The sequence below is a fragment of the Thermosynechococcus sp. HY213 genome (assembly GCF_031460975.1).
GTDB lineage: Bacteria > Cyanobacteriota > Cyanobacteriia > Thermosynechococcales > Thermosynechococcaceae > Thermosynechococcus.
The window spans coordinates 1-13,157 of the sequence record NZ_JAVKVB010000001.1 but is presented as its reverse complement, the minus strand read 5'-3'; the positions used below and the strand labels follow the sequence as shown (position 1 = coordinate 13,157).

At 53.2% G+C, this 13,157-nt stretch carries 14 protein-coding genes; 6 read left to right on the top strand and 8 right to left on the bottom strand.

All coding sequences use genetic code 11. The features are described 5' to 3' along the window. Nucleotides 1–429 precede the first annotated feature (429 nt). The 3 genes from rpoD to RHK62_RS00060 are packed head-to-tail and all read left to right on the top strand — an operon-like array spanning nt 430 to nt 3,137. Complete coding sequence (gene rpoD, locus RHK62_RS00070) at nt 430–1,599, top strand: RNA polymerase sigma factor RpoD (RefSeq protein WP_310453054.1); 1,170 nt, start codon at nt 430–432, stop codon at nt 1,597–1,599. 10 nt (nt 1,600–1,609) lie between these two features. Next, nucleotides 1,610–1,945 carry a hypothetical protein gene (locus RHK62_RS00065; protein WP_206200539.1) on the top strand — a complete coding sequence of 112 codons (336 nt, stop codon included), beginning with the start codon at nt 1,610–1,612 and terminating at the stop codon, nt 1,943–1,945. 28 nt (nt 1,946–1,973) lie between these two features. Next, nucleotides 1,974–3,137, top strand: coding sequence for a PQQ-dependent sugar dehydrogenase (locus RHK62_RS00060; protein WP_399377858.1), 1,164 nt, complete (start codon nt 1,974–1,976; stop codon nt 3,135–3,137). On the opposite strand, the gene RHK62_RS00055 is transcribed toward RHK62_RS00060, so the two are convergent. Continuing rightward, a complete protein-coding gene (locus RHK62_RS00055; RefSeq protein ID WP_310437771.1) occupies nt 3,126–3,374 on the bottom strand; it encodes an Asr1405/Asl0597 family protein in 249 nt (82 codons plus the stop codon). The genes RHK62_RS00060 and RHK62_RS00055 overlap by 12 nt on opposite strands. 105 nt (nt 3,375–3,479) lie before the next feature. Here RHK62_RS00055 and RHK62_RS00050 point away from each other — a divergent pair, with 105 nt between their 5' ends. Further along, the gene (locus tag RHK62_RS00050) at nt 3,480–4,010 is read left to right on the top strand and encodes a Dps family protein (protein WP_310453052.1); all 531 of its coding nucleotides are present in this window, start codon (nt 3,480–3,482) and stop codon (nt 4,008–4,010) included. 136 nt (nt 4,011–4,146) lie between these two features. Here the strand turns inward: RHK62_RS00050 and lipA are convergent, their stop codons facing one another. From lipA to RHK62_RS00025, 5 genes are all read right to left on the bottom strand, one after another. Then, a complete protein-coding gene (gene lipA, locus RHK62_RS00045) occupies nt 4,147–5,043 on the bottom strand; it encodes a lipoyl synthase (RefSeq protein WP_302678512.1) in 897 nt (298 codons plus the stop codon). 2 nt (nt 5,044–5,045) lie between these two features. After that, nucleotides 5,046–6,050, bottom strand: a complete 1,005-nt coding sequence (locus RHK62_RS00040) for a permease (RefSeq protein WP_206200535.1) — start codon at nt 6,048–6,050, stop codon at nt 5,046–5,048. 16 nt (nt 6,051–6,066) lie between these two features. Then, nucleotides 6,067–7,212 (bottom strand): sugar phosphate nucleotidyltransferase, encoded by a 1,146-nt coding sequence (locus RHK62_RS00035; RefSeq protein WP_206200534.1) that lies wholly within the window; start codon nt 7,210–7,212, stop codon nt 6,067–6,069. A gap of 167 nt (nt 7,213–7,379) precedes the next feature. After that, the gene (locus RHK62_RS00030) at nt 7,380–8,084 is read right to left on the bottom strand and encodes a helix-turn-helix domain-containing protein (protein WP_206200533.1); all 705 of its coding nucleotides are present in this window, start codon (nt 8,082–8,084) and stop codon (nt 7,380–7,382) included. A gap of 95 nt (nt 8,085–8,179) precedes the next feature. Beyond that, nucleotides 8,180–9,214 carry a PstS family phosphate ABC transporter substrate-binding protein gene (locus RHK62_RS00025; RefSeq protein WP_310437769.1) on the bottom strand — a complete coding sequence of 345 codons (1,035 nt, stop codon included), beginning with the start codon at nt 9,212–9,214 and terminating at the stop codon, nt 8,180–8,182. A gap of 155 nt (nt 9,215–9,369) precedes the next feature. Between RHK62_RS00025 and RHK62_RS00020 the strand changes: the two genes are divergently transcribed. After that, on the top strand, nt 9,370–10,551 hold the full coding sequence (locus tag RHK62_RS00020) for an aldo/keto reductase (protein WP_315863536.1): 1,182 nt from the start codon (nt 9,370–9,372) through the stop codon (nt 10,549–10,551). A gap of 99 nt (nt 10,552–10,650) precedes the next feature. Then, nucleotides 10,651–11,040: a hypothetical protein gene (locus tag RHK62_RS00015; RefSeq protein WP_302678510.1), complete on the top strand. Its 390-nt coding sequence runs from the start codon at nt 10,651–10,653 to the stop codon at nt 11,038–11,040. Here RHK62_RS00015 and ispD read toward each other — a convergent pair. Continuing rightward, nucleotides 11,037–11,744, bottom strand: coding sequence for a 2-C-methyl-D-erythritol 4-phosphate cytidylyltransferase (gene ispD, locus RHK62_RS00010; protein ID WP_302678509.1), 708 nt, complete (start codon nt 11,742–11,744; stop codon nt 11,037–11,039). The two genes, RHK62_RS00015 and ispD, sit on opposite strands and share 4 nt — an antisense overlap. Nucleotides 11,745–11,795: 51 nt before the next feature. Then, nucleotides 11,796–13,157 (bottom strand): chromosomal replication initiator protein DnaA, encoded by a 1,362-nt coding sequence (gene dnaA, locus RHK62_RS00005; RefSeq protein ID WP_206200529.1) that lies wholly within the window; start codon nt 13,155–13,157, stop codon nt 11,796–11,798.

Below are 13,157 nucleotides of genomic sequence, written 5' to 3'. Positions count from 1 at the left end.
TTTCCCTCAGCAGGGATAGAAATTTTATCTGAGAATAGCAAATTAGAATTTGTTAGCGGTTGTTGACGCGAGCGATCGCTAGCCCTGAATTCCCGAAAAATTTATCCCTTTGCTGTGGGCGATTTCTGTTAGAAAGGCTACAATCAATGAGGTTTTAGTTAAAATTAGTCAAAAGATTCCTGCACAGTCTCAACCGCTCGCTACTGCCTGCTCCCTGACCCCGTGGGTCACACAGGAAATTTTTCAAGATGATCCAGCGGCAGAGATCCTGAGGATGTGGAATCTAGAGCCTATGCCCCCGTCCAACCGATTTCCTTAGCTACATTCCATGATTGAAATGTGGCTGACGATTCTAGCGTCACCAAAGGCAACGGTTGCCGACAACACACTGACAATACACATTTAGGGAGATTTTACGAGGACAACGGCATGACCCAAGCGAATGTACTTGACGTTTACGACCCCGCAACAGCCCCCCTTGAGGATGAGGTGGCTCTACTCAGTGACTATGGCCTTGATGCTGTAGAAGCCGAAGAAGAGGAGGAGAGCGAAGACTTTGAGGAGGTCAGCGACGATCTTGACGACAAGCCCACAAAAGGTCGTGCCAGCCGACGGCGGACACAGGTCAAGAAGAAACACTACACCGAGGACTCGATACGCCTCTATTTGCAAGAAATTGGCCGCATTCGTCTGTTGCGTGCCGACGAGGAAATTGAATTGGCACGCAAAATTGCCGATCTCCTAGAAATGGAGCGAGTGCGCGATCGCCTGTGTCAACAACTCGGCTGTACCCCTGAAGAGCTAGAGCGCAATCCTGAGCCTTGGGCTACAGAGCTGGGTATGACCGTGCAAGCCTTTCGCCATCGCTTATTTGTGGGTCGCAAAGCCAAAGAAAAAATGGTGCAATCGAACCTGCGACTGGTGGTGTCGATCGCCAAAAAATACATGAACCGGGGGTTATCCTTTCAGGACTTGATTCAAGAAGGCAGCCTAGGGCTCATCCGCGCTGCTGAGAAATTTGACCACGAAAAGGGCTATAAATTTTCCACCTACGCCACCTGGTGGATTCGCCAAGCCATTACCCGTGCCATTGCCGATCAATCCCGCACCATTCGTCTGCCTGTGCACCTGTACGAAACCATTTCGCGGATTAAGAAAACCACTAAACTCCTCTCACAGGAAATGGGGCGCAAACCCACTGAGGAAGAAATTGCCGATCGCATGGAAATGACCATTGAAAAACTGCGCTTCATTGCCAAATCGGCACAACTGCCCATCTCCCTAGAAACCCCTATCGGTAAAGAAGAGGATTCCCGTCTGGGGGACTTCATTGAATCCGACGGTGAAACCCCTGAAGATCAAGTGTCCAAGCACCTGCTGCGCGAAGATTTAGAAACGGTATTGTGCACCCTTAGCCCCCGCGAGCGAGATGTGTTAAAACTGCGGTATGGCTTGGACGATGGTCGCATGAAAACGTTGGAGGAAATTGGTCAACTCTTTAATGTCACCCGTGAGCGCATTCGCCAAATTGAGGCCAAGGCCCTGCGGAAACTGCGCCATCCCAACCGCAACAGTGTCCTCAAAGAATACATTCGTTAAGGAGTCGTTTATGTTGCGTCCCCTCATTGCCCTGACCGTTGGTCTGTCTGCCACTCTGGTGGCAATGCCGCAACCCAGTTCTGCCCAAGCCTGTGCCTATGCCAAAGGGTTAAGTCATCAAAGTCTGAGTAATTCCTCATTCTTCGATAGCAGCAAGCTGCCGATCGCCCTTGGACTGGGTGCAGGTGCAATTACAGCAGCGGCAGTGGGGGTGACCCTCTGGCAACGGCGGCAGCAAACGGATGCCCCGACCCCTGCTTCTGATGCTGCCTCTTTGGAACTGCCGGTGGTCTTGCCGGAGTCTGAAGGTGCAGAGCGTTCTGAAGATGTGACACCCATTGCCTAGTTATCGATTTGTCAAATTACTCCCCCTCATGGGGGCGATCGGGGTATTCCTAGGCTGTAGTCCCATTGCGCAGTCGGATACCCCGTTACCCTTATCAACCGCTGAACCCCTGTTAGAATCGCAGCCACCACCAACACTGGCGGTACGCATTGAAACCGTTGTTGAAGAGTTAGAGCATCCTTGGGCAGTAACTTGGCTGCCGGATGGCAGTGCGTTGATTACTGAGCGCCCCGGACGGTTGCGGCGATTTCACCAAGGGCGTTTGGGTTCACCTATTCGTGGCGTGCCGCCGGTCTTTGGCCAAGGCCAAGGGGGCTTATTGGATGTCGCCCTTCACCCCCGCTTTGCTGAAAACAATTGGGTTTATCTTACCTATGCCCATGGCACAGCATCCGCGAATCGTACTCGCCTAGCACGGGGGCGTCTGGTGGGCGATCGCCTTGAAGAGGTGACAGTTCTCTTTGAAGTCTCGCAAGCGAAAACTGGGGCACAGCATTTTGGCTCCCGCTTGGCTTGGCTCCCCGACGGCACATTGCTCATGGCCATTGGCGATGGCGGCAATCCCCCAATTGAACTGGAAGGCAAATTAATTCGCGAGCAAGCCCAAAACCGCCGCAGTCATTTGGGCAAAATTATTCGCCTGCGGGACGATGGCACTGTGCCGGAGGACAATCCTTTTGTGGGCGATGCCACGGCCACCCCCGAACTCTGGAGCTACGGCCACCGCAATATCCAAGGACTGGTGGTTGATCCAGTCACAGAAACGGTGTGGTCAACGGAGCACGGCTCCCTTGGTGGTGATGAACTCAATCGCATTGAACGTGGTGCCAACTATGGTTGGCCAGTGGTCACCTATAGCCGTGAGTATTGGGGGGCAGAAATTACCCCAGAGCGGCGCCGGCCGGGAATGGTGGATCCTTTGGTGGTGTGGACACCGGCCATTGCGCCTTCAGGGCTAGCAGTTTATCGGGGCGATCGCGCTCCCCAGTGGCAAGGTGCCCTTTTTGCCGGCGGTCTCGTCTCCCAAGATGTGCGCAAAATTCGAGTCAATACCAACAATGCTGTTGTAAGCCAAGGGCGCATTCCAATAGGTCAGCGGGTACGGGATGTGCGCCAAGGCCCCGATGGTTACCTGTACGTTCTCACCGACGATGCCCAAAATGGCCGATTGTTGCGCATTCTACCCCTTTAACGAGTTGAAAAAATTCACCTTCCAACACTGTTCTAGCCAATCGACTAGGGTGTCACGGGAAGCAGACATCTGCCGCACCACTGACCACACCTGTAAGGCAGCTAAGGGGGAGTTGACCTCGACCCTCAGGGGTTGATAGGGAGCATAGTCACAGGGCACCTCTAGATCAATCAACCGTTGGTAGATTGGCCAGCGTAATTGCCACTGAACTGCAATAAGGTGGGGGTTTATAGACATTCAATAAGCACTCCACTATTGAAAATGTACAGAAAGGTAGTTTAGGATCGGGCTGTCAGAGCTAAGTTAGTTAGCTCACTAGTGTCCGCAAAGGAGCATCGTGCTATGACGACCAGTGCATTGCCGCGCCAAGCCTTTGGCGAGATGAAAGATACAGTTGTACTGCTGGAGAAAACCACCACCACGCCCATCTGTGAGGGGATGAATCGCCTCTTGGCCAGTTTTCAAGCCCTGTATTTGCAGTACCAAAAGCATCATTTTGTGGTTGAGGGGGCAGAATTTTATCCACTGCATCAGTTTTTCCAAGACTGCTATGAACAGGTGCAAGGTCACGTCCATGACTTGGGTGAACGTCTGAATGGTCTGGGGGGCGTGCCTGTGGCCGGTTTTCAACAGTTGGCCACGCTCTGCTGCTTTACCCCTGAACCGGAGGGGGCTTTTAATTGCCGCCAAATGCTCACTAATGATTTGCAGGCCGAACAGGCAATCATTGGTGTTCTGCGGCAACAGGCTACCCAAGCAGAGAGTTTGGGCGATCGCGCCACTGCCTACCTCTATGACCAAATCCTGCTGCAAACGGAGGAGCGTGCCTACCACATTGGTCATTTCTTGGCCAACGACAGCCTGAAGGCGTAGTCTTTCGCAATTTAGGTTAACGAACCTTAATGCAAGATCACGGTTGTCCATAAAACGCCCCCACCCAAGGGGGTTTTTTAATGCAGATTTTTCCTATTGCTTAGCCTAGCTTAGTTGCGATTAAATTGCAATAAATTTATCCGAGGAGGTTTGTTGCAGGACGCTGGCGGGGATACTGTTGCATCAGGGCACGCACCTGCTCGGCGTGGTAGGAACTACGGGTGAGGGGAGAGGAGACCACCTGCAAAAAGCCCATGGATTCGCCAAGCTGCCGCCATGCTTCAAATTGCTCTGGTGGAATAAAATCCTGCACGGGTAAGTGTTTCGGACTCGGCTGCAGATACTGGCCAATCGTGAGAATGTCGCAGCCCACTTGACGCAGATCCGCCATCACTGCCGCCACTTCCTCAGGGGTTTCTCCCAAACCCACCATCATGCCTGACTTTGAGTAGATCCAAGGGGCGCGATCGCGCACCCGTTGCAGCAGTTCCAGACTGCGCTGATAGTTGCCTTGGGGACGCACCCGCCGATAGAGACGGGGCACGGTTTCGGTGTTGTGGTTCAGCACTTCGGGACTGGCGGCGAGAATTTGATCTAAGGCCTGCCAATTGCCACAGAGATCGGGAATGAGCACTTCAATGGTTGTTTGGGGCGATCGCGCCCGCACAGCCTGAATCGTGGCCACAAACTGAGAGGCACCACCATCAGCCAAGTCATCCCGATTTACCGAGGTAATGACAACATGATTGAGCCGCATTCGCACCACTGCTTCCGCCAGTCGCTGGGGTTCAGTGGCATCCAAGGGCAGTGGCTTTTTCGCAAAATCAATATCGCAGTAAGGACAAGCGCGGGTGCAAGCTGGCCCCATCATTAAAAATGTCGCCGTTCCCTCATGAAAACATTCACCAATATTGGGGCAAGAGGCCTCTTCGCAAACGGTATTGAGGTTTAAGTCCCGCAACAGTTCCTTGACGGAACCGACCCGCTGCCACTGGGGTGCTTTGACCCGTAACCACTCTGGCTTAACAACCACGGCTAACTCCACTGCAAATTCAAAAACAAACAAAGGGAAAACGTCAATTGTGCCACCAACAGAAAGAGGTAAATTAGAGCACGGGGGCGAAAAATCGTCAGCAGTAATCCCAGCCCCTTGAGATCCACCATCGGTCCGAGGACAAGAAAAGCGAGAATTGACCCCGGCGTAAACGTGGCAGCAAAGGCAAGGGCAAAAAAGGCATCAACCGTCGAGCAAATGGAAATCACTGTGCCCAAGATCATCATTGCCACAATCGAGATCACCGGCCCTTGGCCAAGGCTGAGAATGAGTTCGCGGGGAGCCGCCACCTGAATAAGAGTCGCCACTAGGCTACCGAGGACTAAAATTCCCCCCAATTCGCGAAATTCCTGCACCACATTCTCCAGGACTTGGGGCAGACGCTGCTGCCAAGGCATCGTTGCAGTCGGTGGCGCAAGCGTGAGAGTTTCCATGGCAAGGGGTTGGCCGGGGGTTCCCAACAGGTAGGTGCCTGACTGGAGCAAGGCCGGTATAGTGGCTGCTTGAGGCTGGGGACGACGCATGAGACTGGTGACGGTGGGCTGCAAAAAGGGGGTTAGATCCTTTTGGAAACTAAAAACCCAGCCAATAATGGTGGCGATCGCCAGTGAGAAGAGGACACGAAAGACGACAATTTCCGGTTGATCACGAAAGGCCGTCCACGTTGCCCAAATCACAATCGGGTTGATTGTCGGTGCTGCCAACAAAAAACCAATGGCCACGGATGTAGGCAGTCCTTGCACCAATAATCGCCGCGCCACCGGCACATTGCCACACTCACACACTGGAAAAAGAAAGCCAATGCAACTGCCGACCAAGGCTCCCAGCAGGGGCGATCGCGGCAAGCGACGAATGAGCGCCTGCTCATCTACAAATAGCAGCAGCACGCTAGAGAGCAAAATGCCCAGCAGCAGAAACGGCACTGCCTCCACCAGTAGGCTCAGAAAAAGGGTAAAACCGCTTTGCAACTGATTCGCAAATGTCATGGGTGTATAGCGGGGTCTAGGACACAATCTCCTTCAACTCGAGGGGACTCGGCTGAATATCCGTTTGCCGTGAATCGGTAATTAGCCAATCGAGGGCAGCGGCCTTGAGATCAATCGTTGTCCCTGTTTTGTCAACACAGTAGCGGCCAAAGACCAGCTTATCCACAAGACGCACATCCGAACCAAGGCGGGAATACTCAAAAATCACACAGTTATCGACGACAGCACCACTGCAAATGTGGCAATTGGGGCCAATCATCGTCGGCCCAATAATCGTTGCCCCATCTTCAATCTTGGTCATGCCGCCAATGTATACAGGGCCTTGAATTGTGACTTTATCCCAGTTGACCGCCACATTCAGCCCGGTATAAATGCCGGGGAACTGCTCATGGCCGGGAATCGAGACATTTTTAATTGTGCCCTCAAGAACGCCGCGCACCGCTTGCCAGTAATCGGGGACTTTACCAATATCAATCCATTCAAAGTCCATTGCTAGGCCATAGAAGGGGGCACCCATTTCCACCAATTTAGGGAACAGCTGGCTGCCAATGTCGTATTCCTGGTTGGAGGGAATGTAGTCGAGAATTTCTGGCTCAAAAATATAAATTCCCGTGTTGATATTGTTGCTCAGGGCTTCTTCAACGCTAGGTTTTTCTTGAAAAGCGATAATGCGATCGCTCTTATCGGTGACGACGACGCCATAGCTAGAGACATCCTCTTTGGGGACTGTTTTCATAATCACGGTAGCGATCGCCCCCTTTTGGCGATGCCAAGCCACCGCTGCCGTCAAATCCAAGTCAATGAGGGCATCCCCACACAGCACCACAAAGGTGTCATCAAAAAAGGGGTGAAAATCTTGAATTCGCTTGATTCCCCCCGCAGAGCCTAGGGCTTTGCCCACAAGTTCGCCATCCTTGATATAGCCCTCAAAGGAGTAGGCAATCTCTACACCAAAGCGTTGGCCATCCTGAAAATAGCTTTCAATTTCGTGGGCTAGGTGACTAACGTTCACCATAATTTCAGTAAACCCATGCTGCCGCAAAAGTTCCACCAAAAACTCCATCACCGGTTTTTGCAAAATTGGGATCATTGGCTTCGGAATGGTGTATGTAATCGGGCGTACCCGCGTGCCTTTTCCAGCCGCCAAGATCATTGCTTTCATATCGGTTTTACCTAATCTACCAACACTGAAAGGGAGACACCCCCACTCGTGATAACAGCCCTTTTCACAAGGTACGCAAGACTCTGGAAAGAGCCAAAGCTATGGTTGATCACTACTCCTTGAGGAACCCCACGTTTTAGAAAAGGGCTGTCCCCCCCTAGCTTACCTCAATCCAGGGCATACACTCGTCCATGGTAGAGCAAGCGGGTAATCCCTTTGGACTGAAGATAGCTGCGCACTTTCCGCAGCATTTCGCCGTCAGGTACCTTAACAACGGTCTTGCGCCACTGGACATCACTGGCCTTATAGAGGCGTTGATTTTGCTGGGAATAGCGTAGAGCCACGGGGCGGCTATCGAAAATGGGTAGGGTACTTTGTTGCGCTTCCTCACTAGAGAGGGCACCTAAACCGCGAAAGGCTTCTAGGGGACGGGTGAGCAGTTCCGCCCGCCGATCCACAACAACATAACAAGGACGGGGCAGCACTGCTTCTGCAAGGGGAATGACCTCCACCGACTGCACCACTTCTACATCGGCGAGATCCGGTAAGGGAATATCCCCCTCAAGTTCCTCGTCATCGTCATCTTCGAGATCGTCATCCTCTGCATCACTGTAGTCATCCTCATCGAGGACAACGGCCTCTGCCGTCTCTACATCTTCTAGATCCTCTTCCTCTGGCATGTCATCCGTTGCAGCCACCGCCAATAGGGGAGCTTCAGGGGCAGCCGCTTCTTCTTCCATTTGTTTGATCACACGCCGAATGGTGTTTTCACTCACACCAAATTCCGCTGCTAGAGCTTTGATCGTTTGTCCGGCGGTGTACTGTTGAAAGACACGCTGGCGTTCGCTGTCACTGAGTCGCTTGTAGGTCATGGATTCAGATTAAGAAGCAGGTGGCCAGATCTATTATCTGGGGTGGCGGTGCCAGAATATTGATTTCAGCCAAAACCCTGTTCAGTGGGCGATCGCTAGCGCAGGCGCACAAATCCTGCCTTTTCAATGGCGGCTTGCCCTTGATCCGTGAGCAAGAGTGCAGCGTAGGCACGTCCTGCTTGGGCATCGAGGCTATTGTCCTCCTTGGTAATGACAAATAGGCGGCGGGTGATGGGATACGTCCCCTCTTGAAATGCACGCTGATTCAGTTGGTTGCGCTGTTGGGGACACTGCTCAGGGGGAACATAGGGGTCTTGATAGGGAGGCACGTACTCATTGGCTTGGCGGCCGAGGGGAAGCGGGTGGATGCTGCACTGACCCACGACCTCCGGCGCAGAGGCATAATAAATACCCCCCAGTGTCGCGGCGACGCGCCGTAGGCCATCGGTGGTATCGCGAACCATGACCACATTGCGACCAAAAGGCTGCTTCCCTAGCACTTCCTGAATAAAGTATTCAACGGTACCACCATCTTCCGGACGGCGAGAGAAGGGGGTAATCTTTTGGTTGGGGCCGCCCACCTGCTGCCAATTGGTTACTTTGCCGGTGTAAATATCCACCACTTGTTGCACCGTCAGTCCGGGAATTTCTAGCCTCGGATTGACAGCGATCGCCAGCCCATCAATAGCAACAGGAATGGCAGTTAATTTAATACCCTGAGCCGCTGCCTTGGCTAGCTCTTCGTCCTTGAGGGAACGGGAAGATTGGGAGAAAGACAATTGATGATTCAGTAACATGCGGATCCCACTGCCCGACCCCGGCGTTCCTGTGGGCGGATCCACATAGCGCAGTTGAAAATTGGGCCAAGCCGCTTGCAGCAGCGGATCCACATCGCGGCGAATGGGTGCCCAAGTGGTGCTACCGCCATAATTAAAAAGACCACTGGGGACATTCTTGACTTGGGTAAACGTGGATTGACCCTTGGTTCCGAGATTGAGACCACCATTGCCAATGATTTCGCCGTTATTGATGAGGCGAAGCACCAGCCCTGCACCAATGCCCAAAAGGCCGAGGGTGGCCAGCAAGGAAAGGAGTAGAGGCAGGAGAGAATTGCTTTTCCCTTGGAACATACAAAATAATTGCTGTCATTTTTTTCCAGCCTAGCCCAAACCAAGGGATGTTGGGGATACTCTCTTCAGTGCCGCTGCCTCAGCCCCTCATGCCCCCGTTAGCGAAGGATCGGGAATTCCGCGACAATGATGAAGAAACGTTCATTGAGTTCAACATGCGCTACCGTCGCTTTGGTCGTACCCAATTACCAATGCCTGTCTTTTCCTGTGGCGGCATGCGCTATCAGTTTTCATGGCAGGATGTCAGCCCGAGTACGATTCCAGAAGAAAATCAACGCAGTTTAGAGGCGACGATTTGCCGAGCCGTCGAGCTAGGCATTAATCATATTGAAACCGCCCGTGGCTATGGCACCTCAGAAGTGCAGTTGGGCAAAATTCTGCCGCGGCTGCCTCGCGAAAAGCTGATCGTGCAAACCAAAGTGGGGCCGCGACCCACCGCCAAGGAATTTCGGGCAACCTTGGAAACTTCGCTGCGTAATCTGCGGCTGGACTACATCGATTTGCTGGCGATTCATGGCCTTAATTTGCCAGAGCATCTGGAACAGGTGCTGCGACCGGGGGGATGCCTAGAGGTGGCACGGGACTGGCAAGCGGCAGGAAAGATCCGCTTCATTGGCTTTTCTACCCACGGCAGTCTGGAGGTGATCCGCCGGGCGATCGCCAGTGATGCCTTTGACTATGTCAACCTGCACTGGTACTACATCAATCAGCAGAATTGGCCGGCGATTCTCGATGCCCAAGCCCGTGATATGGGCGTCTTTATCATTAGCCCTGCGGATAAGGGGGGGATGCTCTACAAACCACCCCAACGCCTAGTGGAACTGTGTGCCCCCTTAAGCCCAATGGTCTTTAACGATCTGTTTTGCCTCTCCCATCCCCAAGTGCATACCCTGAGTGTCGGTGCTGCTCGCCCCAGTGATTTTGATGAGCATCTCAAGGTGCTCGATCTGTTGGATCAGGCCGCTGAAATTTTGCCGCCGATCTTGGCGCGACTGGAGCAAGCCGCCATTGAGCGGTTGGGGGAAGACTGGTACCACACTTGGCATCAGGGATTGCCCGACTATCGCCACACCCCCGGTGAGGTGAATATCCCCACCATTCTCTGGCTGTGGAATCTGGTGCAGGCCTACGATTTGCTGGACTATGCGCGGATGCGCTATAACTTGCTTGGCAACGGCGGCCACTGGTTTCCTGGAGCCAATGCAGCCCAAGTCAAGCACTTGGATTTAGACCCCTGTTTGCAAAAGAGTCCCCATCGGCAGAAGATTCCAAGGATTTTGCAGGCAGCCCATGATCTGCTCAGTGGCACGCCGCAGCAGCGATTATCTCAATCTTGAGGATAGGGGGGTTCCCCCAGCAAATCGCGGACAATTCCCCTAGGCGATCGCTCTAGGTGCCACCGACAATAAAAGTATCAAGGGTAAGAGGTCAACACCATGGATTTCATCTATCACCTCAGCAATGCCAGCCTTACCCTGCGGGTTGTGCAATTCTTGCATGAATACGCCAAGCTACCAATACAGTTTGTTACAGTCATTCATCAAGTGGATGGGTGGGTGATTCGCATTAAAATGCATTCGCCCCTCTCCAACGAACAAGCAGGGAATTTCCGCGCCTTCTTGAACGAATTGGGATTCCCCTACACACCGGGGATTTCGCTGAAAATGGCACTGTGGGCACTGGAAACCGGACAGTCAATGGTGGAGGTGATGCGCCGTTATCAAGTGGCGATTGTTTCCCACGGCTACCCCAACTACGATGACATCGAAGCGTTTCGCAAGCAGTTCATTCAAGGCTTGGGCTACTGTCCCGAAACCTTGGCCTAGGGCATCGTGTCCCCTTGGCCTTGCTCCCGGCGATGCTGCAAGATTCGTTCTGCAAGGGGGAGATCGCTGGGAGTGGTGATCTTGAGATTGGTTTCTTCGCCCAAGACAATATGTACGGCATAGCCTAGGCGTTCAAAGAGGGCAGCATCATCTGTAACTTCCCAGCCTTTGACCACCGCCATTTCATGGGCAATACGCAAGGGTTCGACGCGAAAGCCTTGGGGAGTTTGAGCCGCCCACAGGGAGTCCCGCTCTGGGGTTTGGACAACAACCCCTTCATGGTTGACGATTTTAATCGTATCTTTGACCGGCACGGCGGCAATGAGTCCGGCATAGGTCTCTAGGGCTTGGGCACAGCGGTTGATCAGATCGGGGGTGGCAAGGCAGCGGGCACCATCGTGGATCAGCACCTGCTCAGCCCTTTCGGGAAGTGCCTGTAACCCATTAAAAACGGAGGCTTGACGGGTCTCACCCCCTTCGATGAGCTGGACGGGCTGCCGTAGGTTCAAGTCCCCAAGGAGTGCTTCCCAAGTGGGAAAATCCTCTGGCTGGCCAATAACGCCAATCCATTCAATCGCTTCCGCAGCAGCCACCGCTGCCAATGTCCATGCCAACAGGGGTTTACCCAAGAGTTGCAAGCGCAGTTTATTGTGGCCTGCCCCCATGCGTTTACCCATGCCGGCGGCGGGAATGAGGATGTGCATTCATACCCCTTTCAAGACTGTTTTTATCTTGGCATAGGAAGGCTCTGCGCACTATGGCTCTGTGGGACGGCTGGCCAAGTTAATGCGATCGCTGAGTTGTCGCAGCAGGCTGCCCATTTCTGGATCGGTACGTTGCAGTTCGGCCACCTTGTCACAGCTATACATGACGGTGGTGTGATCCTTGCCGCCAAACTCTTCACCAATTTTCGGCAGACTCAAGCCCGTGTATTGGCGCATCAGATACATACCCACTTGACGCGCCATGCTAATTTCGCGACGGCGGGAGTTGCCCTTGAGATCACTAATAGACACATTCAGGGCTTCAGAGACCACATTCAGGATCACCTCTGGGGAGGTCTCAATTTTGCGGATGGCTGGACTCAGAACGGGGGCAATATTTTCCACCGTCATCGGCAACCCAGAAATGGAAATGTAGGCCACCGCTCGAATCAGTGCCCCCTCTAGTTCCCGAATATTGGAAGTGTAGCTGGCGGCAATATACTCAATCACATCGCGGGGCAGGCGGATATTTTCGTACTCCGCTTTTTTCTGGAGAATGGCCATGCGGGTTTCCAAGTCCGGAGGTTGAATATCGGCGATCAGCCCCATGGAAAAGCGGGAGCAGAGGCGCTCTTGCAGGCGGGGAATTTGACTGGGGGGACGATCGCTGGCCAAAACCACCTGCTTACCGGCCTCGTGCAGTGTATTGAAGGTGTGAAAAAACTCCTCTTGGGTGTATTCCTTGCCCTCAATAAATTGAATATCATCCACGAGCATGACATCCACCGCCCGATAGTGCTCGCGAAAGCTCTGCATACTGTCTTTGCGGATGGCGGCAATCAAATCATTCGTAAACTGCTCGGTCGAGACATAGAAAATCTTGGCATTGGGATCAATTTCCAAGCGATAGTGACCGATCGCCTGCATGAGATGGGTCTTGCCCAAGCCAACGCCGCCACAGAGAAAGAGAGGATTAAACTCCCGCCCCGGTGATTCCGCCACTGCCAAGCAGGCCGCATGGGCCATGCGATTATTGGGGCCAACGACATAGCGGGAAAAGACATACTTGGGATTCAGTTCACTGCCGCGATGACGAGCGGGCGGGGTGGTAGCCTCTACTTCAGCACGACTGGTGGGGCGAATGCTGGTGTCATGCTCTGCCCCTTGGGCGATCGCCAGCTCAATCTCCACCGCCTCACCGACAATTTCCCGTGCCACATCGGCAATGGTTTTCAAATAGTACTTTTGCAGCCAATTGCGGGCAAAGGGATTGGGGGTGCAAATCGTCAGGGTCTGGCCATCAAAGGACTGCACCGTTGCTGTCTTAATCCAAGTTTCAAACGTCGGGCGACTGAGCAACAGTTGCAACCGCTCCAAAATTTGGTGCCAGAGATCTTCGGCAGAGCTAATCAC

Excerpts from the sequence above, each read along its gene's own strand:
- rpoD (WP_310453054.1), top strand. The coding sequence starts at position 430 with ATGACCCAAGCGAATGTACTTGACGTTTACGACCCCGCAACAGCCCCC.
- RHK62_RS00065 (WP_206200539.1), top strand. The coding sequence starts at position 1,610 with ATGTTGCGTCCCCTCATTGCCCTGACCGTTGGTCTGTCTGCCACTCTG.
- RHK62_RS00060 (WP_399377858.1), top strand. The coding sequence starts at position 1,974 with ATGGGGGCGATCGGGGTATTCCTAGGCTGTAGTCCCATTGCGCAGTCG.
- RHK62_RS00055 (WP_310437771.1), bottom strand. The coding sequence starts at position 3,374 with ATGTCTATAAACCCCCACCTTATTGCAGTTCAGTGGCAATTACGCTGG.
- RHK62_RS00050 (WP_310453052.1), top strand. The coding sequence starts at position 3,480 with ATGACGACCAGTGCATTGCCGCGCCAAGCCTTTGGCGAGATGAAAGAT.
- RHK62_RS00040 (WP_206200535.1), bottom strand. The coding sequence starts at position 6,050 with ATGACATTTGCGAATCAGTTGCAAAGCGGTTTTACCCTTTTTCTGAGC.
- RHK62_RS00035 (WP_206200534.1), bottom strand. The coding sequence starts at position 7,212 with ATGAAAGCAATGATCTTGGCGGCTGGAAAAGGCACGCGGGTACGCCCG.
- RHK62_RS00030 (WP_206200533.1), bottom strand. The coding sequence starts at position 8,084 with ATGACCTACAAGCGACTCAGTGACAGCGAACGCCAGCGTGTCTTTCAA.
- RHK62_RS00025 (WP_310437769.1), bottom strand. The coding sequence starts at position 9,214 with ATGTTCCAAGGGAAAAGCAATTCTCTCCTGCCTCTACTCCTTTCCTTG.
- RHK62_RS00020 (WP_315863536.1), top strand. The coding sequence starts at position 9,370 with ATGCGCTACCGTCGCTTTGGTCGTACCCAATTACCAATGCCTGTCTTT.
- RHK62_RS00015 (WP_302678510.1), top strand. The coding sequence starts at position 10,651 with ATGGATTTCATCTATCACCTCAGCAATGCCAGCCTTACCCTGCGGGTT.
- ispD (WP_302678509.1), bottom strand. The coding sequence starts at position 11,744 with ATGCACATCCTCATTCCCGCCGCCGGCATGGGTAAACGCATGGGGGCA.